21 protein-coding genes are annotated in these 21,117 nt (G+C 68.9%); 1 reads left to right on the forward strand and 20 read right to left on the reverse strand.

Annotated features, from left to right (window positions below):
* Positions 1 to 18: 18 nt before the first annotated feature.
* From MHY20_RS02200 to MHY20_RS02285, 18 genes are all read right to left on the reverse strand, one after another.
* A complete protein-coding gene (locus MHY20_RS02200) occupies positions 19 to 612 on the reverse strand; it encodes a Trp biosynthesis-associated membrane protein (protein ID WP_183374301.1) in 594 nt (197 codons plus the stop codon).
* Positions 612 to 2,255, reverse strand: coding sequence for an anthranilate synthase component I (locus tag MHY20_RS02205; RefSeq protein WP_317700119.1), 1,644 nt, complete (start codon positions 2,253 to 2,255; stop codon positions 612 to 614). The genes MHY20_RS02200 and MHY20_RS02205 overlap by 1 nt, the downstream gene beginning before the upstream one ends.
* Positions 2,252 to 2,641: a phosphoribosyl-AMP cyclohydrolase gene (gene hisI / locus MHY20_RS02210; RefSeq protein WP_183374299.1), complete on the reverse strand. Its 390-nt coding sequence runs from the start codon at positions 2,639 to 2,641 to the stop codon at positions 2,252 to 2,254. The genes MHY20_RS02205 and hisI overlap by 4 nt, the downstream gene beginning before the upstream one ends.
* Positions 2,638 to 3,840, reverse strand: a complete 1,203-nt coding sequence (gene metK, locus MHY20_RS02215; RefSeq protein WP_183374297.1) for a methionine adenosyltransferase — start codon at positions 3,838 to 3,840, stop codon at positions 2,638 to 2,640. Before metK ends, hisI begins: the two co-directional genes overlap by 4 nt.
* Positions 3,837 to 5,168 (reverse strand): bifunctional phosphopantothenoylcysteine decarboxylase/phosphopantothenate--cysteine ligase CoaBC, encoded by a 1,332-nt coding sequence (coaBC, locus tag MHY20_RS02220; protein ID WP_239374313.1) that lies wholly within the window; start codon positions 5,166 to 5,168, stop codon positions 3,837 to 3,839. The genes metK and coaBC overlap by 4 nt, the downstream gene beginning before the upstream one ends.
* A gap of 17 nt (positions 5,169 to 5,185) precedes the next feature.
* The gene (rpoZ, locus tag MHY20_RS02225; RefSeq protein ID WP_183374293.1) at positions 5,186 to 5,527 is read right to left on the reverse strand and encodes a DNA-directed RNA polymerase subunit omega; all 342 of its coding nucleotides are present in this window, start codon (positions 5,525 to 5,527) and stop codon (positions 5,186 to 5,188) included.
* 80 nt (positions 5,528 to 5,607) lie between these two features.
* Entirely contained in the window at positions 5,608 to 6,165 is a 558-nt protein-coding gene (gene gmk / locus MHY20_RS02230) for a guanylate kinase (RefSeq protein ID WP_239374316.1), read from the reverse strand.
* Between the two features lie 80 nt (positions 6,166 to 6,245).
* Positions 6,246 to 6,572 (reverse strand): integration host factor, actinobacterial type, encoded by a 327-nt coding sequence (gene mihF, locus MHY20_RS02235; protein ID WP_183374289.1) that lies wholly within the window; start codon positions 6,570 to 6,572, stop codon positions 6,246 to 6,248.
* A gap of 142 nt (positions 6,573 to 6,714) precedes the next feature.
* Entirely contained in the window at positions 6,715 to 7,554 is an 840-nt protein-coding gene (pyrF, locus tag MHY20_RS02240) for an orotidine-5'-phosphate decarboxylase (protein WP_183374287.1), read from the reverse strand.
* Positions 7,551 to 10,895: a carbamoyl-phosphate synthase large subunit gene (carB, locus tag MHY20_RS02245; RefSeq protein WP_239374319.1), complete on the reverse strand. Its 3,345-nt coding sequence runs from the start codon at positions 10,893 to 10,895 to the stop codon at positions 7,551 to 7,553. The genes pyrF and carB overlap by 4 nt, the downstream gene beginning before the upstream one ends.
* The gene (carA, locus tag MHY20_RS02250) at positions 10,895 to 12,049 is read right to left on the reverse strand and encodes a glutamine-hydrolyzing carbamoyl-phosphate synthase small subunit (protein WP_239374322.1); all 1,155 of its coding nucleotides are present in this window, start codon (positions 12,047 to 12,049) and stop codon (positions 10,895 to 10,897) included. The genes carB and carA overlap by 1 nt, the downstream gene beginning before the upstream one ends.
* Positions 12,046 to 12,612 carry a hypothetical protein gene (locus MHY20_RS02255; RefSeq protein ID WP_183374267.1) on the reverse strand — a complete coding sequence of 189 codons (567 nt, stop codon included), beginning with the start codon at positions 12,610 to 12,612 and terminating at the stop codon, positions 12,046 to 12,048. Before MHY20_RS02255 ends, carA begins: the two co-directional genes overlap by 4 nt.
* Positions 12,605 to 13,906: a dihydroorotase gene (locus MHY20_RS02260; protein ID WP_239374325.1), complete on the reverse strand. Its 1,302-nt coding sequence runs from the start codon at positions 13,904 to 13,906 to the stop codon at positions 12,605 to 12,607. The genes MHY20_RS02255 and MHY20_RS02260 overlap by 8 nt, the downstream gene beginning before the upstream one ends.
* Positions 13,903 to 14,856 (reverse strand): aspartate carbamoyltransferase catalytic subunit, encoded by a 954-nt coding sequence (locus tag MHY20_RS02265; RefSeq protein ID WP_239374328.1) that lies wholly within the window; start codon positions 14,854 to 14,856, stop codon positions 13,903 to 13,905. The genes MHY20_RS02260 and MHY20_RS02265 overlap by 4 nt, the downstream gene beginning before the upstream one ends.
* A complete protein-coding gene (gene pyrR, locus MHY20_RS02270) occupies positions 14,853 to 15,434 on the reverse strand; it encodes a bifunctional pyr operon transcriptional regulator/uracil phosphoribosyltransferase PyrR (protein WP_183374261.1) in 582 nt (193 codons plus the stop codon). Before pyrR ends, MHY20_RS02265 begins: the two co-directional genes overlap by 4 nt.
* A 73-nt stretch (positions 15,435 to 15,507) precedes the next feature.
* Entirely contained in the window at positions 15,508 to 16,002 is a 495-nt protein-coding gene (gene nusB / locus MHY20_RS02275; RefSeq protein WP_239374331.1) for a transcription antitermination factor NusB, read from the reverse strand.
* 2 nt (positions 16,003 to 16,004) lie between these two features.
* Positions 16,005 to 16,562 carry an elongation factor P gene (efp, locus tag MHY20_RS02280; RefSeq protein ID WP_183374257.1) on the reverse strand — a complete coding sequence of 186 codons (558 nt, stop codon included), beginning with the start codon at positions 16,560 to 16,562 and terminating at the stop codon, positions 16,005 to 16,007.
* Positions 16,563 to 16,709: 147 nt separating this feature from the next.
* Complete coding sequence (locus MHY20_RS02285; protein ID WP_183374255.1) at positions 16,710 to 18,314, reverse strand: ABC-F family ATP-binding cassette domain-containing protein; 1,605 nt, start codon at positions 18,312 to 18,314, stop codon at positions 16,710 to 16,712.
* A 146-nt stretch (positions 18,315 to 18,460) separates the two neighbouring features.
* Here MHY20_RS02285 and ald point away from each other — a divergent pair, with 146 nt between their 5' ends.
* On the forward strand, positions 18,461 to 19,576 hold the full coding sequence (gene ald / locus MHY20_RS02290) for an alanine dehydrogenase (protein WP_239374334.1): 1,116 nt from the start codon (positions 18,461 to 18,463) through the stop codon (positions 19,574 to 19,576).
* Between the two features lie 90 nt (positions 19,577 to 19,666).
* On the opposite strand, the gene MHY20_RS02295 is transcribed toward ald, so the two are convergent.
* Complete coding sequence (locus MHY20_RS02295) at positions 19,667 to 20,545, reverse strand: hypothetical protein (RefSeq protein WP_239374337.1); 879 nt, start codon at positions 20,543 to 20,545, stop codon at positions 19,667 to 19,669.
* 238 nt (positions 20,546 to 20,783) lie between these two features.
* Positions 20,784 to 21,104, reverse strand: coding sequence for a metal-sulfur cluster assembly factor (locus MHY20_RS02300; protein WP_183374250.1), 321 nt, complete (start codon positions 21,102 to 21,104; stop codon positions 20,784 to 20,786).
* Positions 21,105 to 21,117 lie beyond the last annotated feature (13 nt).

A 21,117-nucleotide genomic window follows, 5' to 3' on the forward strand; every position in this document is an offset into this window, starting at 1 on the left:
GGACTCGGCCGCGCACGCTCACGTGGGGTCGTCACCGCGGCTGAGGGCGTCCCAATCGGAGGCGTCGGACCGGGCGGTCTTCGCGCCGGTGGCGGAGCGGTCGGCGGAGCGGCTGTAGCGGCTGGCGGTGGGGGCCGACGGGTCCTGCCCGTCCGCGCGTGCGGCGCGGCGGCTCGTCACGGTCAGCGCACTGGCGACCGCTGCGGCGGCGAAGGCCGCGAGAGCGGCGAGGATCGGCATGGTGGTGGTGCGGGCGACCACCTCACCACCGAGCACACCGGTTGCTTCGGAGACGGCGCCTGCGGCCGCTGCCTCCGGGTCGAGCAGCACCAGCAGGGAGGCGACGGCGGCACTGACCCCGGCGAGGACCGCGATCCCGGCGATGACGGTGCGGGCGGTACCGCGGGCCAGCGCGGAGGCGAGGAACGCCGCGATGACGACCACGGCGAGGGCTGCGGCGGCGGGTGCGGCGGAGGAGCCGACGACGTTCTGCGCGACAGCGGTGCCGGTCAGGTCCATAGCGGTGGCGTGCAGCCACACGGTGCGGGTGAGGCCGAGGGTGCCGGCGCCGAGGGCGATGCCGAGCAGCGGCAGGAGCTTCAGTGAGCGCATCAGGCGTCCCCTCGGGACCCGTCGGCCCCCGGCTCCGTGCGCGGCGCGGGCGTGTCGGGGCGGAGCGTGGCGGCGGAGGCGACGGCGCGGACCGCGGCGGCAGCCTTCTGCTCGGATTCGCGGAACTCCATGGTGGGGTTGGAGTCGGCGACCACTCCCCCGCCGGCCTGCACGTGGGCGCGGCCGTCCTTCATGACGGTGGTGCGGATCGCGATCGCCATGTCCATGTCGCCGGCGAAGTCGAGGTAGCCGACGGTGCCGCCGTAGATGCCGCGGGAAACCGGCTCCACTTCGTCGATGATCTGCATGGCGCTGGGCTTCGGCGCGCCGGACAGGGTGCCGGCGGGGAAGGTGGCGCGCAGAGCGTCGAAGCTGGTGGCTCCGTCCCGGAGGCGGCCGGTGACGGTGGAGACCATGTGCATGACGTGGGAGTACTTCACCACGTGCTTGAATTCGCGCACCACCACACTGCCGGGTTCGCACACCTTCTGCAGGTCATTGCGGGACAGGTCCACGAGCATGACGTGCTCGCTGGCGTCCTTCGGGTCGGCGAGGAGGTCGTCACGCAGGTGGGCGTCCTCCTCCGCGGTGCGGCCGCGCGGGCGGGACCCGGCGATGGGGTAGGTCATCGCTTCGCCGGCGCGGACGCGGACGAGGGTTTCGGGGCTGGCGCCGACGATGTCGATCGGGTTCCCGTCGCCGTCGTGCGCGCGCACCAGCATCATGTACGGGCTGGGGTTGAGGCGGCGCAGCACCCGGTACACGTCCAGGGGGTCGGCGGCACTGTCGTGGGAGACGCGGCGGGACGGCACCACCTGGAAGATGTCGCCGTCGCGGATGCGGTCCACAGCGGTGCGGACGATCTCTTCGAAGAGGGCCTGGTCGAGGTGGGAGGTGCCGCCGTCGCCGTCGCGGTTCTCGTACACCACGGGCGCGGTGTCCACAGGGGCGGCGAGAGCCCGGCGCATCACCTCGAGGCGCTGCAGGGCGGCGTCGTAGGCGGCGTCGACCCCGGTGTCGAGGGCGTTGATGTTGAGGGCGTTGGCGACGAGCAGCACGGTGGAGTCGACGTGGTCGTACACGGCGACGTCTTCGGCGAGCAGCATGCACAGATCGGGGGTGCCGATCTCGTCGGCGGGCTTCTCGCCGAGTCGCTCCCAGCGGCGGACGGCGTCGTACGCGATGAAGCCGACGAGGCCACCGGTGAACGGCGGCAGGTTCGGCAGGCGCGCCGCACGGAACTCATCCGCGGTGGCGCGCAGTGCCTCCAGGGGGTCCCCGTCGGTGGGGACGGAGGCGGGGACGTCGCCGAACCAGCGGGCGGCGCCGTCCTTCTCGGTGAGAGAAGCGCGGGCGCGGGTGCCGATGAACGACCAGCGGGCGTCCTCCCCTTCGCCACCGGATTCCAGCAGGAACGTGCCGTCGGTGCCGGTGGCGGCGGTGAGTTTGCGGTACACGCTGATGGGGGTGTCCTGGTCAGCGAGGACGCGGTGCACCACCGGCACCACACGCTGCTGCGCGGCGAGGACCCGGAACTGTTCGCGGTCCGGCCAGACCTCGCCGAGGCGTTCACTGGTGAGGCCCTGGATCTGCTCGGGGTAGATCTGGGCGCTCTGCATAGTGCGGGACTGCTCGGTGCTCACTGCGTGGTCTCCTCTGGGGCAGCGTCGATGGTTGCGGGCAGGTCCCGGCCGCGCACGGACCCGTCGGCGCCCTCCTCCTCGAAGCAGGTGCGGGTGCCGGTGTGGCAGGCCGCGCCGATCTGTTCCACCTCGATGAGGATGGTGTCGGCGTCGCAGTCGAGGCGGGCGCGGCGCACGTACTGGGCGTGGCCGGAGGTGTCGCCCTTGCGCCAGTATTCGCGGCGGGAGCGGGACCAGAAGGTGACGCGGCCCTCCTCGAGGGTGCGGCGCAGCGCTTCGGCGTCCATGTAGCCGAGCATGAGCACCTCACGGCTGGTGTGGTCCTGCACGACGGCGGGGATGAGCCCGTCGGCCCCCCAGCGGATGGAGGCGGCCTCGGCGCTCACAGGGCGCGGGTGAGCTCGTCGATGCGGGTGGTCTTCTCCCACTCGAAGTCCGGCAGCTCGCGGCCGAAGTGGCCGCCCACGGAGGTCTGGGAGAAGATCGGGCGCAGCAGGTCGAGCTGCTCGATGATGGCATCGGGTCGCAGATCGAACACCTTCGTGATGGCGGAGGCGAGGGCGGAGTCGGCGACCTTGCCGGTGCCGAAGGTGTCCACGTACAGGCCGACGGGCGCCGCCACACCGATGGCGTAGGCGACCTGCACTTCGCAGCGCTCAGCGAGCCCAGCGGCGACGACGTTCTTCGCCACCCAGCGCAGCGCGTACGCGGCGGAGCGGTCCACCTTCGACGGGTCCTTGCCGGAGAATGCGCCGCCGCCGTGGCGGGCCATGCCGCCGTAGGTGTCGACGATGATCTTGCGGCCGGTCAGGCCGGCGTCCCCCTTTGGACCGCCGATGATGAAGCGGCCGGTGGGGTTGATGTGGAGGCGGGTCTGGGAGGTGTCGAGGCCGAGCTCGGCCAGCTCGTCGAGGACGGGCTGGATGACCACCTGGCGGATGCCGGGGGTGAGCTGGTCGGCGAGGTCGACGTCGGCGGCGTGCTGGCTGGAGACGACGATCGCCTCGACGCTGCGGGCGATGTTGTCGTCGTCGTAGCCGATGGTCACCTGAGTCTTGCCGTCGGGGCGGAGGAACGGCAGGATGCCGTCTTCGCGGGCGGTGGTGAGGTTGAGGGCGAGGCGGTGCGCACTGTGGATCGGCAGCGGCATCAGTTCGGGGGTGTCGTTGCAGGCGTAGCCGAACATGAGGCCCTGGTCGCCGGCGCCCTGAAGGTTGCCGGTCTCGGTGAGGCCGGACTTGTGCTCGTGGGAGGTGTCCACGCCGAGGGCGATGTCCTCGGACTGGTTGCCGATGGACACTTCGATGCCGCAGGAGTCGGCGTCGAAGCCCTTCTCGGAGGAGTCGTAGCCGATCTTCCGGATGGTGTCGCGGACGATGCGGTTGACGTCCGAGTAGCCTTCGGTCCGAACTTCGCCGGCGATGTGGACGAGGCCGGTGGTGACGAGGGTTTCGACGGCGACCCGGGAGCTGGGGTCCTGGGCGAGCATGTCGTCGAGGATGGCGTCGGAGATCTGGTCGCAGATCTTGTCCGGGTGGCCGCCGGTGACCGACTCGGAGGTGAAGTAGCGCAGTCCCTGGGTCATTCTCGGCGTCCTTTTCGTTCGGGGTCAGAGGCTCCGCCGCTCGGGGTGAGCAGGCGGGCGATGGCGGTGAGGATGGCGTGGGCGACATCCGTTTTGGTGCCGTCAGCACGGTCGATCTCGCTGCCGGAGCCGTCCAACAGTACGACGGCATTGTCCGCGGAGCCGAATGCGTGCTCCGCAACGTTGTTGAATGCGAGGAGGTCCGCGCCCTTGCGGCGAGCCTTGTCGCGCGCGTGGTCCAGCGCGGTGGCGTGCTCGTCACCGGTTTCGGCGGCGAAGCCGACGATGACAGTAGGCCCGCTGCCGGCGCGTTCACGATTCGTCACAAGGCTGCGGAGGATGTCCTCGGTCTGTTCCATCTGGAGGGTGAGGCCGGCCTTCGGCGAGGTCTTCTTCAGCTTGCTGCCCGCTCCCCCACCGGTCGGGGCGAAGTCACTGACGGCGGCGGCCATAATGACGGCGTCGTGGTCTGCTTCGTGGCGGTGGACGGCCTCGGCGAGCTCGGCAGCGGAGTCGACGCGCTCCACGGCGATGCCGGTGGGCAGCGGTTCGGTGACGGCGCCGGCGAGGATGAGGGTGACATCGGCGCCGCGGGCTGCGGCAGCATGGGCGAGGGCGACGCCCTGTTTGCCGGAGGAGTGGTTGGAGATGAAGCGGACCGGGTCGATCGCTTCGCGGGTGCCGCCGGCGGTGATGAGGACCCGTCGGCCGGCGAGGTCGCGCAGGGGCGCGCCAGCAGCGGCAGCGCGGGCGCTGCCGGTGGGTGCGGCGGCGCGGGGTGCGCGCAGGGTCGCGAGGACGCGGTGGAGGATCTGCTCGGGTTCGGGCAGGCGGCCGGGCCCGGAGTCGGGGCCGGTGAGGCGGCCGACGGCGGGCTCCATCACGTCGATTCCCCGCTCGCGCAGGACGGTCACGTTGTCGCGGGTGGCGGGGTGCTCCCACATTTCGGTGTGCATGGCGGGCGCCATGATGACGGGGCCGCGGGCCACGAGGAGGGAGGCGGTCATCAGGTCGTCGGCTCGGCCCATGCGGGCGCGGGCGAGGAAGTCCGCAGTGGCGGGGGCGATGAGGATCGCGTCGACGTCCTGGCCGGTGGCGACGTGCGCGACCTGGTCGACGTCCTCGAACACGGAGGTGAGGACGCGGTGCCCGGTGAGGGCCTCCCAGGTGGCGGCGCCGACGAACTCGAGGGAGGACGGGGTGGGGATGACGCGGACGTCCGCTCCCCACGCGGCAAGGCCGCGCACGATATGCGCGGCCTTGTACGCGGCGATTCCCGCAGTGACGCCGACGACGATGCGCTCACCTGCCAGGGGCTGATGCGTCATGCCGGGTCCGGGGGTGCTCAGAGTTCGAAGCTGATCGGTGCCTCGGGGGCGTCATCGCCGAGCTTGAGCGGCTGACGCGCTGGCTTCTCCGGCTCGGAGTCATCATGCTCCTTGGCGGTGAGCAGGCCTTCATCGATCTCGCGCAGCGCGATCGACAACGGCTTCTCCTGCGGATCAGTGTCGATCAGCGGTCCCACGTGCTCGAGGAGGCCGTCCTCCATCTGCGAGTAGTAGGAGTTGATCTGGCGAGCACGCTTCGCCGAGTAGAGCACGAGAGCGTACTTCGAATCGACGGTCTCCAGGAGACGGTCGATCGGCGGATTCGTGACGCCTTCGGGCTGTGCGACTGTTCCGGACACAGGTGTCCTTTCATCGAGCGGTTCGTACTGCAACCCACCATCATAGGCGGTGGGGTGTTCGGGTGGAAGGAGCGGCCGCCTCAGGCGGCGGTGACGTCTCCCACGCCGATGACGCGGGCGAGCTCCTCAACGGCACGGTCGAGGTCGTCGTTGACGATCGTCAGATCGAATTCCTTTTCGGCCGCCATCTCGGTCTCAGCGGTGAGCAGCCGGCGTTCGCGCTCCTCAGCGGTTTCGGTGCCGCGGCCGATGAGGCGGCGGACCAGTTCTTCGCGGGACGGCGGGGCGAGGAACACGAACTGCGCCTCCGGCATTGAGGCGCGCACCTGGCGGGCGCCGGCGAGGTCGATCTCGAGCAGGACGGGCCGGCCCGCCTGGAGCTGTTCGACGACGGGGCCGCGCGGGGTGCCGTAGCGGTGCTTGCCGTGCACGATGGCCCATTCCAGCATGTCGCCTGCGTCCACGAGGGAGGTGAACTCGTCCTCGCTGACGAAGTGGTAGTGCTCGCCGTCCTTCTCACCGGGGCGCGGCGGCCGGGTGGTCGCCGAGACCGACAGGTGGAGGTTCGGCTGCTTCTCCAGCAGGCGGTTCACGACCGTGCCCTTGCCGACGGCTGTGGGACCGGCCAGAACGGTCACGCGGGCTGGTTCAGCCGCCGGCGAGGGGGTCGTACGGGGGGTTCGAGAGGAAGGGGTCGTCACGTGTCTCAATCAGTCAGTCAGTCGGCGAAGTGGTCAAGGAGCTTCTGCGCCTGGTGGCGTCCCAGGCCGCGCATTTTGCGGGACGGCGATATGCCGATCTCCTCCATGATCTGCGCTGCCTTCACCTTGCCGATGCCGGGCAGCGATTCGAGCATGGCGGAGACCTTGAGCCGCGCTACGGCCTCGGACTCGTCGACCTCGCCGAGCAGGCGGCGGATCTCGTCCGCTCGGCTGCCGGTCGAGGACTTCAGGCGCGCCTTGACCGCGGCCCGCTCCTGACGGAGCCGCGCCGCCTTCTCGAGCGCAGCGGCGCGCGTCTCGGGGGTCAGTGTCGGAAGAGCCATCTTCGTCACCTCTTCATTCCAATGGCCGACGGGTGCACAGCACCGGGTGTGCCTGCGATCCCGCTCACGACTGAGGATAGCGGAGCGATATGGTCAGAACCCACCCTCTCGGGGATGAATCCCCAGACAGGCGCGTGGCCGGTCAGAGCGCGTAGTCGGCGCGGGTGCTCTCGCAGGCAGCGCTGATCGCACCGGCATCGGGGCCGGCCGCCATCAGCGAACGCGACATCGACACCAGCACGCGCGGCGCGGCAGAGCCGAACACGCTGCGCAGCTGTGCGGGACCGGCGCCCTGGGCACCGAATCCGGGAGCGAGCAGCGGCCCGCCCACGGCGTCCAGATCGATGCCGAGGTCCGCGGCGGCCGAGCCGATGGTCGCACCGACGACGAGTCCGACGCTCCCCCACTCCCCCGCGGCGCGCGCCTGAGCGTTCGCCTCGGCGGCGTGGCGAGCCATCACGGAGGCGACCGGAACGCCGTCCGCGGTGCGGGCGTGCTGCACTTCGGGGCCGTCGGGGTTGGAGGTGAGGGAGAGGACGAACATGCCCTTGCCGGCTGAGCACACCCGTTCGGCGGCGGGCTCGAGGGAGCCGTAGCCGAGGTACGGGGAGACGGTCAGGGCGTCGACCTCCATCGGTGCGCCGGGCGCGAGGAACGCCTCAGCGTAGGCACCCATCGTGGAGCCGATGTCGCCGCGCTTCGCATCGAGGATCGTGAGGACGCCCGCGGCGCGGGCGGCCTGCAGCAGCTCCTCGAGGACGGCGAACCCGTCGGCGCCGAAGCGTTCGAAGAACGCGGCCTGCGGCTTGATCGCGCTGACCCGGCCCTGGACCGCCTCGAGCATGCGCAGGGACAGGTCACGGGCACCGGCCGCGGTGTTCGGCAGGCCCCACTGCTCCAGAACGGAGGCGTGGGGGTCGATGCCGGCGACGATCGGGCCGCGTTCGGCGACGGACGCCTGCAGATCGGTTCCGAAGCTCATCGGCGCACGCCCTCCAGGTCCCGCTGGTGCTCCTGCAGCGACATGACGTCGAAGGGCCCGTCGGCGAGGGATTCGATGGCCTGCACAGCCGCGGAGAACTCCGAGATCGTCGTCATGATGGGCACGTCGATTGAGGTGGTGGAGGCACGGATCGCGTACCCGTCGGCCCGCGCGGACGAGCCGGTCGGGGTGTTGACCACCATGTCGATCTTCCCGGTGTCGATCAGGTCGATGATGGTGGGCTCACTGCTGCCGTCGGCCGCTTCGGACTTCTTGCGGGTGAGGGTGCAGTCCACGCCGTTGCGGCGGAGGATGCCGGCGGTGCCGGCGGTGGCGACGATCTCGAAGCCGAGGTCGAGCAGGCGCTTCGCGGGGAACACGATGGCGCGCTTCTCCGAATCGGCGACGGAGATGAACACGGTGCCGCTGGTGGGCAGGCCCTTCCCGGCGATGGCGAGCTGCCCCTTCGCGAAGGCGCGCGGGAAGGTGCGGTCCATGCCCATCACCTCGCCGGTGGAGCGCATCTCGGGGCCGAGGATGGAGTCCACAGAGCGGCCGCTGGCGGTGCGGAAGCGCTTGAACGGCAGCACGGCCTCCTTGACCGCGATCGGCTGGGTCAGCGGCATGAGGGTGTTGTCGCCCTCGGCCGGGAGCACGCCGCGCTCGCGCAGGTCCTGGATCGAAGAGCCGGCCATGATCAGGGCGGCGGCGCGGGACAGCGGCACCCCGGTCGCCTTCGCGACGAACGGGACGGTGCGGGAGGCGCGCGGGTTCGCTTCGATCACGTACAGGATGTCCTGCGTCATCGCGAACTGGATGTTGATCAGTCCGCGCACCCCGACGCCGCGGGCGATCGCCTCGGTGGATTCGCGGATGCGTTCGCACTGGGCATCGGACAGGGAGATCGGCGGGAGGGTGCAGGCGGAGTCACCGGAGTGGATGCCGGCCTCTTCGATGTGCTCCATGACGCCGCCCATGAACAGCTCCTCGCCGTCGAACAGGGCGTCGACGTCGATCTCGATGGCGGTGTCGAGGAACCGGTCGATGAGGATCGGGGCGTCGGCGCGGCCGGATTCGGGGAGGTTGCGCTGGACGTAGGAGCGGAGCTGCTCGTCGTCGTACACGATCTCCATGCCTCGGCCGCCGAGCACGTACGAGGGGCGCACCAGGACGGGGTAGCCGACGGTGTTCGCGACCTCGAGGGCGCCGTCGAGCTGGTAGGCGGTGCCGTACGGAGGGGCGGGCAGGTCCGCGTCCTGCAGCACGGAGCCGAAGTGGCCGCGGTCCTCCGCCATGTCGATGGCGTGGGGGCTGGTGCCGATGATCGGCAGACCGGCCTCTTCGAGGCGGCGCGCGAGCGACAGCGGGGTCTGGCCGCCGAGCTGCACGATCACACCGGCGACGGGGCCGGCGGCCTTCTCCGCTTCGTACACCCCGAGGACGTCCTCGAAGGTGAGCGGTTCGAAGTAGAGGCGGTCAGCGATGTCGTAGTCGGTGGAGACCGTCTCCGGGTTGCAGTTGATCATGACGGTCTCGTAGTCGTACCCGAGCTCCGGGTTGCGCAGCGCAATGGCGGCGTGGACGCACGAGTAGTCGAACTCGATGCCCTGGCCGATGCGGTTCGGACCGGAGCCGAGGATCAGCACGGCCGGCTTCTCCCGCGGCTCCACCTCGGTCTCCTCATCGAAGCAGGAGTAGTAGTAGGGGGTGCGGGACTCGAATTCGGCGGCGCAGGTGTCGACGGTCTTGAACACGGGCACCACGCCGAGGGCCTTGCGGACCCCGAACACGACGTCGTCGTTGATGCCGCGGATCTCAGCGACCTGTTCGTCGCTGAGGCCGTGGCGCTTGGCGCGGCGCAGCAGCGGCTCGTCGAGCACGGCGGCGTCGCGCAGTTCGGCGGCCACTTCGTTGACGAGCAGGATCTGGTCGAGGAACCACGGGTCGATGCCGGTCGATTCGTAGAGCCGGTCGATGAGCTCGTCGGCCCCGCGGTCGCCGCAGGCGGCGGCGCGGAGGATCTGCTGCACCTGCACGTGGCGGCGATCCGTGGGGGTGGCGGCCTGCTCGATGAGGGCGTCCAGCTCCTCCCCGGTGGGGGCGTCTCCGCGCCAGTGGAACCCGGCGCCCTTGACGTCGATGGAGCGCAGCGCCTTGCCGAGCGCTTCGGTGAAGCTGCGGCCGAGCGCCATCGCCTCACCGACCGACTTCATGGTGGTGGTGAGGGTGGGGTCGGCGGCGGGGAACTTCTCGAACGCGAAGCGCGGAACCTTCACCACGATGTAGTCGAGGGCGGGTTCGAAACTGGCGGGGGTGGTGCCGGTGATGTCGTTGCGGATCTCGTCCAGGGTGTAGCCGAGGGCGACTCGGGTGGCGATCTTCGCGATCGGGAAGCCGGTCGCCTTGGAGGCGAGCGCCGACGAGCGGGAGACGCGCGGGTTCATCTCGATGACGACGATGCGGCCCGTGGTGGGGTGGATCGCGAACTGGACGTTGCAGCCGCCGGTGTCGACGCCGACCTCGCGGATGATGGCGATGCCGATGTCGCGGATCTTCTGCATCTCCACGTCGGTGAGCGTCATCGCCGGGGCCACGGTGATGGAGTCACCGGTGTGGACGCCGACGGGATCCACGTTCTCGATGGAGCAGACGACCACGCAGTTGTCGTTGCGGTCGCGCATCAGCTCCAGTTCGTACTCCTTCCAGCCGAGGATGGACTCCTCGAGGAGCACCTCGGTGGTGGGCGAGTAGTGGAGGCCGTCGCCAGCAATGCGCCGCAGGTCCTCTTCGTCGTACGCCATGCCGGAGCCGAGGCCGCCCATGGTGAAGGACGGCCGGACCACCATCGGGTAGCCGAGCTCGTCAGCGGCGTCGAGGCATTCCTGCATGGAGTTGCAGATGCGGCTCCTGGCCGATTCGGCACCGGCGCGCTCCACCACGTCCTTGAACTGCTGGCGGTCCTCCGCCTTCTCAATGGCGGGGATGGAGGCGCCGATGAGTTCGCAGCCGAACTCCTTGAGAATGCCGCGCTCATCGAGCGCGATGGCGGCATTGAGCGCGGTCTGCCCGCCGAGGGTCGGCAGGATCGCGTCGGGCCGTTCCTTGGCGATGATGGTGCGGATGACGTCCGGGTCGATGGGCTCGACATAGGTGGCGTCGGCCATCTCCGGGTCGGTCATGATGGTCGCCGGGTTGGAGTTGACGAGGATGACCCGCAGGCCCTCTTCCTTCAGGACGCGGCACGCCTGAGCGCCGGAGTAGTCGAACTCGGCGGCCTGGCCGATGACGATCGGGCCGGAGCCGATGACGAGGACGGAGGAGATGTCAGTGCGGCGGGGCATCAGGAGTCCTTTCCTGCGCGGTGGGTGCGGATCATGTCCACGAGGGCGTCGAACAGGTAGTTGGCGTCGTGCGGGCCGGACGCGGATTCGGGGTGGTACTGGACGGAGAACGCGGGCCGGTCCTCCAGGTGGAGGCCTTCGACCACGTCGTCGTTCAGGCAGACGTGGCTGACGCGGACCCGGCCGAACTCGCCGTCGTTGTGCGGGGCGGTGACGGCCTCGCCGATGGGTGCGTCGACAGCGAATCCGTGGTTGTGGCTGGTGATCTCCACCTGGCCGGTGGAAAGGCGCTGCACGGGCTGGTTGATGCCGCGGTGGCCGTACTTGAGCTTGTAGGTGCCGAAGCCGAGGGCGCGGCCGAGCAGCTGGTTGCCGAAGCAGATGCCGAAGAACGGCAGGCCGCGGCGCAGGACCTCACGCAGCACCTCCACCTGCTCATCGGCGGTGGCGGGATCACCGGGGCCGTTGGAGAAGAAGACCGCGTCGGGGCTGATCGCGAGGATGTCCTCGATGCCCGAGGCGGCTGGCAGGACATGGACGTCGAGTCCGCGGGCGGCCATGTGGCGCGGGGTGGCGGACTTGATGCCGAGGTCGAGCGCCGCAACGGTGCCGATCTTCTCGCCCTCCGCGGGGATGATGTACGCCTCGCGGGTGGTCACCTCGTCCACGAAGGAGGCGCCTTCCATGGTGGGAGCGGTGCGGACCTGCTCGAGGAGGGCAGCCTCGTCGGCCTGGTCGAGGGCGGGGCCGGAGAAGATGCCGCCGCGCATGGCGCCGGACTCCCGCAGCCGACGGGTGAGGGCGCGGGTGTCGATGCCGGCGATGCCGACGATCCCGGCGTCGGTGAGGGCGTCGACGAGGGGCTTCTCGCTGCGCCAGTTGGAGGTGCGGCGGGCGGCGTCGCGCACAACGTATCCGGCGGCCCAGATGCGGGAGGACTCCATGTCCTCGGCGTTGGTGCCGGTGTTGCCGATGTGCGGGGCTGTCTGCACCACGATCTGGCCCGTGTAGGAGGGGTCGGTGAGGGTCTCCTGGTAGCCGGTCATCCCGGTGGTGAAGACCACTTCGCCGAGGGTGGTGCCGCGCGCGCCGTAGGCGTCGCCGCGGAAGACTGTGCCGTCTTCGAGGATCAGAAGGGCGCCATCGCGCGTCATGAGTTCTCCTGGTGGATTGTGGTGCTGCGGGTCAGGAATTCGTTGTGGTCGTCACGGGTGTGGAAGCGGATGCCGGTGTCCAGTTCCCGCTCCCCCAGTCGCCAGCGGATGACGGACAGGCCGTTCCTGCCGACGACCTTGCCGGCCATGCCGCGCGCGGTGGTGATCTGCAGAACGGACTGCATGGGGATTTCGAAGCTGGTGGCGCCGGAGCGGACCAGTTGGATGCGGTCGCTGCCGAGGCGGACGGTCACTTCGCTGCGGGCGCCCATGTTGTGGACGGTGACCCGTTCCAGCGGCTGGCGCGCCTTCGTGGTGGAGACGTAGATCCCGTCGGCCTCCCAGCGGTCCGAGGCGGACGGCGCCGGGTGCTCCTCGACCGCTTCGGTCATCTCGTCCTCACTGGGAAGGTCGAGGTTCGAGACCGGGAGCGGTTCAGGGAGGTCGGAGTCGGAGTCGGTGCGGTTCTTCCATCCGAACCACATGGCGACGAGGATGCCGATGAACAGGACGCCGAGGACCGCCAGCGGCATGAAGCGGTCGGGTCTGAGGAGCTCATCCATGCACGAGCTCCCCGTCGCGCACGGTGAACCGGCCGTTGAATATGGTGGCGCGGTTCGTGCCGGGCAGGTCCATTCCCTCGAAGGGGGTGTTGGAGGAGCGCGAGGCGTGGTCGGCGGGGTCCACGGTGGCGGTGGTCGACGGGTCCCACAGCAGCAGGTTCGCCGGCTCCCCTGCCGCGATGGGGCGGCCGTGGCGGGCGTCGAGCCCGATCTGGGCGGGCTTCTCACTCATGATGCGGGCGACGTCCCGCCAGGTGAGGCGGCCGGTGTCCACCATGGTGGCCTGCACGATGCTGAGGGCGGTCTCCAGCCCGGTCATGCCGAAGGCGGCGCGGTCCCATTCGGTGTCCTTCGCGTCCCGCGGGTGCGGGGCGTGGTCGGTGGCGACGATGTCGATGGTGCCGTCGGCGAGTCCTTCGCGGACGGCGTTGACGTCCTTCTGGGTGCGCAGCGGCGGGTTCACCTTGTAGCGGGCGCTGTAGGTGCGGGCCTTCTCGTCGGTGAGGATGAGGTGGTGCGGGGTCACTTCGGCGGTGACGGCGATGCCGCGCTGCTTCGCCCACCGGATGATGTCGACGCTGCCGGCGGTGGACAGGTGGCACACGTGCAGGCGGGAGCCGACGTGCTCGGCGAGCAGGACGTCGCGCGCAATGATCGACTCCTCGGCGACGGCGGGCCAGCCCATGAGGCCGATCTCGGCGCTGACGGCGCCTTCGTGCATCTGCGCGTTGGGGGTCAGGGCGGGGTCCTGCGCGTGCTGCGCGATCACGCCGTTGACGGTCTTGACGTATTCGAGGGCGCGGCGCATGAGGAGGGGGTCGAACACGCATTTGCCGTCGTCGGAGAAGACGCGGACGCGGGCAGCGGATTCGGCCATGGCACCGAGGTCGGCGAGGCGTTCGCCTTCGAGGCCGACGGTGACCGCGCCGATGGGGAACACGTCGCAGTGCCCGGCTTCCTGACCGCGCTGGTGCACCTGCTCCACAACACCGGCGGTGTCGGCGGTGGGGGTGGTGTTGGCCATGGCGTGCACGGCGGTGAAGCCGCCGCGGGCTGCGGCCATGGTGCCGGTGTCGACGGTTTCGGCCTCTTCGCCGCCCGGTTCGCGCAGGTGGGTGTGGAGGTCCACGAGGCCGGGCAGGAGGATGCATCCGGTGCCGTCGACCTTTTCGGTGGTGGCGGTGACGCGGCCGGTCGCTTCGGGGCCGACGGCGACGATGTCCTCGCCGTCGATGAGGACGTCGGCGATGGTGTCGCCGTACAGCGAGGCGCCGGTGATGAGGATCGAGGTCATGATGCTTCCTCCGTGTGGGCTGCGAGGACGTGGTAGAGGACGGACATGCGGACGCTGACGCCGTTGTTGACCTGCTCGACGATGACGCTGCGGGGACCGTCGGCGACATCGCTGGCGATCTCGAATCCGCGGTTCATCGGGCCGGGGTGCAGGACGACGGCGTGGTCCGGGAGGCGGTCGGCGCGGTCGGTGGACAGGCCGAACCGGCGGGAGTACTCCCCTTCGGTGGGGAAGAATCCGCCGCCGACCATGCGCTCGCGCTGCACGCGCAGCATCATCACGGCGTCGGCGCCTTCGGCGATGGCGGCGTCCAGGCTGTAGGACACCTCGCACGGCCACGACTGGACGCCGATGGGGATGAGGGCGGGCGGTGCGACGAGGGTGACGGATGCTCCGAGCAGGCTGAGCAGCTTCACGTTGGAGCGGGCCACGCGGGAGTGCAGGATGTCGCCGACGATGATGACCCGCTTGCCGGCGAGGTCGGAGCCCGTCGGCCCCTCCACGAGGCGGCGGCGCAGCGTGTACGCGTCCAGCAGCGCCTGCGTGGGGTGCTCGTGAGTGCCGTCACCGGCGTTGACGATCGGCTTGTCGATCCAGCCGGCATTGGCGAGCAGGTGCGCGGCGCCCGAGGAGGAGGAGCGGACCACGATGGCGTCCGCCCCCATGGCGTCGAGGGTGAGCGCGGTGTCCTTCAGAGACTCCCCTTTGGACAGGCTGGAGCCCTTGGCGGAGAAGTTGATGATGTCGGCGCTGAGGCGCTTGGCGGCCGCTTCGAAGGAGATGCGGGTGCGGGTGGAGTCCTCGAAGAAGAGGTTGACCACGGTGCGGCCCACGAGGGTGGGGAGTTTGCGGATGGAGCGGGACTGGGTCTGCGCCATGTGCTCCGCGGTGTCGAGGACGTCGATGGCGTCCTGGCGGGTGAGGTCGTCGATGGAGATGAGGTGCTTCATCGGGTCTCCTCCTCGGTGAGGGGGCGTTCGAGGAGGACAGCGTCGTCGCCGTCGGTCTCGGTGAGGTGGACGCGGACGGCTTCGCGGCGGGAGGTGGGGAGGTTCTTGCCGACGAAGTCTGCGCGGATCGGCAGGTCGCGGTGGCCGCGGTCCACGAGGACGGCCAGGCGCACGTTGCGCGGGCGGCCCAGGGAGCTGAGGGCGTCCAATGCGGCGCGGATGGTGCGGCCGGAGAAGAGGACGTCGTCGACGAGGACGACGGTGCGGCCGTCGATGCCGCTGGGCGGCAGGTCCGTGGAGTACGGGACGCGCGTGGGGTGCTGAGCGAGGTCGTCGCGGAACATGGTGATGTCCAGGGTGCCGACGAAGTCGTCGATCTCGCGGTCAGTGGCGCCGGTGCGGCGCAGCGATTCGCCGATGCGGCGTGCGAGGGGGACGCCGCGGTTGTGGATGCCGAGGATGACGAAGTCGTCTTCGCCCTTCTGCGCTTCGACGATCTCGAAGCCGATGCGGGTGAGCGCTCGGCTGATCTCGTCCGCCCGGAGGACCTCGGTGCGGGTGGTGGGTGTATCGGTCATGTGTGGCTCCCTTCCGCGCCTCTCTGGACGCGATTTTAAAGGGCGGGTGGGCGGAGCGCCCGGGCCGACGGGTTCAGCCGAGGAGCTCCTTCATGTCGGCGATCCGCTGCAGGAGCGCATTGACGAACGCGGGCGACTTCTCCGTGGAGATCTGCTCCGCGATCCGGACGTACTCGCGGATGATGATCGCCGGCGGGGTGTCCTGCTCGGAGAAGAGGATCTCCGCTGTGCCCAGGCGCAGGATGGCACGGTCCACGGCCGGCATGCGCGACAGCTGCCACGCTTCGGAGTGGGTGTGCAGAGCGTCGTCGACATCTGCGCGGTGGCGGGCGTAGAGGTCGGCGAAGGCGCGGACCCGTTCGGGCAGGGTGGTCTGGGCCGTGGAGCGCTGGGTGCGGCTCTCGGCGATCTCGGCGGTGTCGGCGCCGCGCAGATCGGCTTCGAACAGCACATCGACGGCGCGCAGGCGTGCGCGGGTGGTGGCGCTGAAGCCGGAGGTGTCCGCAGCGACGGAGCGGACGAGCTCGACGTCCGCTCCGTCGCGCTCCGGAAGGGGGAGGTCGGTCATGCTCAGGCGCGCCCGGTGTATTCGCCGGTGCGGGTGTCGACCTTGACCTTGGTGTCCTGTTCGAGGAACAGCGGCACCTGGATCTCCTTGCCGGTTTCGAGGGTGGCGGGCTTGGTGCCGCCGGAGGAGCGGTCGCCCTGCAGGCCCGGCTCGGTGTGGGTGATGGTGAGGACCACCGACGGCGGCAGCTCCACGAACAGCGGGTTGCCCTCGTGGAAGGCGATAACGATGTCCTGGCCTTCGAGCATGTAGTCAGCGCTGTCGCCGACGAGCTCTTCGGTGAGGTTGGTCTGCTCCCACGTGCTGGTGTCCATGAAGACGAACATGTCGCCGTCCTTGTAGGAGTACTGCATGTCGCGGCGATCGATGGTGGCGGTCTCGACCTTGACGCCGGCGTTGAAGGTCTTGTCCACGGTCTTGCCGGTGAGGACGTTCTTGAGCTTGGAGCGCACGAAGGCCGGGCCCTTGCCGGGCTTCACATGCAGGAACTCCACGACCTGCCAGAGGCCGTTGTCGATCTTCAGCACCATGCCGTTCTTGAGGTCGTTGCTCGTTGCCATGGGTCTCCTCGATAGTCTCTGAGCGCTCTCGTTCGGGCTCGTCCCGGTCGCGGGCGCATGTCCGCCCCATCCTACAAGAGCCGGCCCGGTGATCGTGCAGGTCGCAGACGGTGGTGACCCGTTGAACACACGGGACGCAGCACTGCGTCAGGCGAGCTCGATCAGCTCCTCGTAGTCGGGGCCCCACAGATCCTCGGTCGCATCCGGCATCACGAGCACGCGCTCCGGGTTGAGGGCGCGCACGGCGCCCGGGTCGTGGCTGACCAGCACGATCGCGCCTTCGAAGGCGTGGAGGGCACCGAGGATCTCCTCACGGCTGGCGGGGTCGAGGTTGTTGGTGGGCTCATCGAGCAGGAGGACGTTGGCGCTGGAGACCACCAGCGTGGCGAGGGCCAGGCGGGTCTTCTCGCCGCCGGAGAGGACTCGCGCGGGCTTGTGCACATCGTCCCCAGTGAAGAGGAACGAGCCGAGGATCTTGCGCACCTCCACTTCAGCCATATCGCCGGCGGCGCGCTGCATGTTGTCCAGGACGGTGCGGTCACCGTCGAGGGTTTCGTGCTCCTGTGCGTAGTAGCCGAGGCGCAGGCCGTGCCCGGCGATGACCTCGCCGGAATCGGGGGTCTCCACTCCGGCGAGGAGTCGCAGAAGGGTGGTTTTGCCGGCGCCGTTGAGGCCGAGCACGACCACGCGGGAGCCGCGGTCGATGGCGAGGTCGGCACCGGTGAAGATCTCCAGGGACCCGTAGGACTTCGAGAGCCCGTCGGCCTTCAGCGGGGTGCGTCCGCAGGGCGCCGGGGATGGGAAGCGGAGCTTCGCAACCTTGTCCCGCTGATGGTCCTCCTCGACCCCGTCGAGGAGGCGTTCGGCGCGGCGGAGCATGTTCTGCGCCGCGACGGCTTTGGTGGCCTTCGCTTTCATCTTCTCGGCCTGGGTGGTGAGGGCTGCGGCCTTCTTCTCGGCGGAGAGGCGTTCGCGGCGGCGGCGCTTCTCATCGTCCTCACGCTTGGTCAGGTAGTTCTTCCAGCCCATGTTGTAGATGTCGATGACGTGGCGGTTGGCGTCGAGGTAGAACACCTTGTTGACCACCTGTTCCACGAGGGCGACGTCGTGGGAGATGATCACCATCCCGCCGGGGTAGGTCATGAGGAAGTCGCGCAGCCAGCTGACGGAGTCGGCATCGAGGTGGTTGGTGGGTTCGTCGAGGATGAGGGTTTCGGCCTGGGAGAAGAGGATGCGGGTGAGTTCCACGCGGCGGCGCTGGCCACCGGAGAGGGTGCCGAGTTCGTTCTCAAGGAGGCTGTTGGGGATGCCGAGGTTCGCGGCGAGCTGTTTGGCGTCCGCCTCAGCGGCGTAGCCTCCCTGGATCTCCAGTTCATTGGAGAGGCGGCTGTAGCGGTTGAGGGCCTTCTCCCGGCGGTCCGCACTGATGGACATGTCCGCCATCTCATGTTCCGCCTTGGCCAGGCGGCGGTGGATCTCGTCGAGGCCGCGGGCGGAGAGGATGCGGGCGAGGACGGTCTGGGTGGGATCGGAGACCTGGGTGTCCTGCGGGAGGAAGCCGATCTGGCCGCGGGTGTCGATGGTGCCGTTCGCGGGCTGGAGGTCGCCGGCGATGGTGCGGGTCAGGGTGGTCTTGCCGGCGCCGTTGCGGCCGACGAGGCCGACGCGGTCCCCCTTGTTCACCTGGAAGCTGACGTTCTCCATCAGGAGGCGTGCGCCCACTCTGATCTCCAGGTCCTGCACGCTGATCATGAACACCTCTGCGTCTCGCTGTTTCGGGCCCTGTTGATCCTACGCGCACCGACACAGGTCCCGAGACCTCTGTGATGTGATGGAGGTGACCAGCCGGGGTGAGTGTCGGAGCGGCCGGCGCTCCCCATCAACAGGAAGGAGCTGCTGTGCGCATCGGAGTGCCGAAGGAGATCAAGAACCACGAGTATCGGGTGGGCCTGTCGGTCGCCGCGGTGCATGAGCTCGTTGCGGCCGGGCACAGCGTGTCCGTTCAGGCGGGTGCGGGTGTGGGCGCCGGTTTCGATGACGCCGCGTATGAGCAGGCCGGCGCATCGGTTCTGCCCTCTGCTGACGAGGTGTGGGCTGGGGCGGACATGGTGGTGAAGGTGAAGGAGCCGCTGCAGGAGGAGTACCGATACCTTCGCAGTGACCTGATCCTGTTCACCTACCTGCATCTGGCGGCGGATGAGTCGCTGACTCGGGCTCTGCTGGAGGCGGGCACCACCGCAATCGCGTATGAGACGGTGCAGCGCCCGGATGGGTCGCTGCCGCTGCTGGCGCCGATGAGCGCGATCGCTGGGCGTCTGGCGGCGCAGGTGGGGGCCTACCATCTGATGGCTCCGCTGGGCGGTGCGGGTGTGCTGATGGGCGGTGTCCCGGGCACACCGAAGGCGAGGATCCTGGTGGTGGGCGGCGGTGTGGTCGGTGAGCAGGCCGCGATCATGGCGCGCGGCATGCAGGCCGACGTCACCGTGATGGATGTGAATGTGGCGCGCCTGGGTCAGATCGATCTGACGCATGGTGGGTCGATCCGCACTGCGTATTCCACCAGCCTCGATCTGGCGGAGCACATGCGGGACGCGGATGTGGTCGTGGGGTCGGTGCTGATCCCGGGTAAGAAGGCGCCGAAGCTGGTGACCGATGAGATGGTGCGCGGCATGAAGCCGGGCGCGGTGCTGGTGGATGTGGCGATCGATCAGGGTGGCTGCTTCGAGAACAGCCGGCCGACCACGCATGATGATCCGACGTTCCGGGTGCATGAGACCACGTTCTACTGCGTGGCGAACATGCCGGGCTCGGTTCCGCGCACCGCGACGACGGCGCTGAACAATGCGACGCTGCCGTTCGTGATGGCGATCGCGGGCAAGGGCTGGAGGGCTGCGCTGGCCGACGATGCAGCACTCGCGAAGGGCCTGCACACGCATGGCGGCTCTCTGTCCAACGCCGGTGTGGGCGAAGCACTCGGGATCGACGTGAAGGAGATCAGCAGCGTTCTCGGCTGAGGCGCTCCCCGCCTCGTGGACAGTTTCCACGCGGGAATGACGAAGCGGCCGGCCCCCACAGGGGCCCGCCGCTTCGTCATATGGTCGGCTTCAGATCTGAACTGTGGACGAAGTGCAGGTTCCACCGGTTCGCGGGTCGCTCGGGCAGACCCGGGTCATGCGCCACTTCCGGCCATCCTTGGTGGTGTATTCGACAACGACTTGCCAGTCGGCTGTCGGCCACGTCGACTGTTTGGCGGTGGGACCGCTGACACTTCTGTACCCGAGTTCGAAGATCGGGGTGTCCTTGATGGTGAGCGTCTTGCACCCGGTGGTGGAATTCGTGGTCCAGTGGGATGGCGTGAGTTTGCTCGGGTCGGACTGGAACTTCAGCGTCCAGGCCTTGCCCTTTTTACCATCCTGGAAGGTCCGGTCCACCCAGTTGCTTTCGAGGAAGATTTGAGCGTTGCCGGTAACCCAGATCGGGTCGGTTCCCGACGAGCTCCGGTAGAGCAGCTTTCCGCAGGTCTTCGATTCCAGCGCAGCGCTACCGGGCGCCACCGTCGTGTTGTAGAGCGCGGTGAAGTCACAGCCCTTAATCGTGCTGTAATCGGCCAAGCACGTCGTACGGTGGCCGTAGTAGTCCTTCCAATTCACCTTGCCGTGGCCCGGGTCGTAGGCGCCGTAGTCCTGCCAGTTGGTGCCCGCCGGGCCATCAACGCGGTTCATGACGATGAGACGGTAATCCACCGTGGTGATGACAGCGTCGGCCGGAAGGTTCCTGACCGTCAGACTGCCTGCCGCCTTCAGGGTCTGAACGGTCGTCGTATTCGCTACTCCCCAGTCGTATGAGTAACCGCCGCCTGAGTCCAGGACAGGTTTGCAGGGTCCACTCGCCGCATAGGCGGGAGCGGCGACGCTCACCGTGGCAACGGGAACCGACCACGCGACACCGCGTGCCAGGGTTCGGCGGGAAATCTGATTGGTCATGAAAGTCCTTCTGAGACGAGGGGACACGGGGCGTTGGTCCATTCCTCGCCCCATCGGCCACCCTAGAAAGCTACTGATCATTCGGGTCGATTCGGACGCAACCGTGGTGTGACCGAACGAACCATCCTGCCCCCCACCCGGATTCCACACTCGCGGGCACTCGTCGGCCCCCTCCTGGAACGCCACCGGCGCCGCCCCCACGAAGGGGAACGGCGCCGGTGACTGTCAGGGACAGGCGTCAGATGTTGAAGCCGATCGCGCGCAGCTGTTCGCGACCATCCTCCGTGATCTTCTCCATGCCCCACGGCGGCATCCACACCCAGTTGATGCGGTGCGACTCGGTGATCGGATCCAGCGCGGCGAAGGTCTGCTCCTCCAGCACATCGGTCAGCGGGCACGCCGCGGACGTCAGTGTCATATCCACGACCGCGTGACCGTCCTCGAGAGTGACGCCGTACACCAGACCCAGATCAACGATGTTGATGCCGAGCTCCGGGTCGATGACGTCCTTGAGGGCCTCGATCAGGTCCTCTTCAGTAACGGGCTTGGATTCAGCCATGTCTGCCTCGTTT

Origin of the sequence: Helcobacillus sp. ACRRO, assembly GCF_022347125.1 — a bacterium.
Lineage (GTDB): Bacteria > Actinomycetota > Actinomycetes > Actinomycetales > Dermabacteraceae > Helcobacillus > Helcobacillus massiliensis.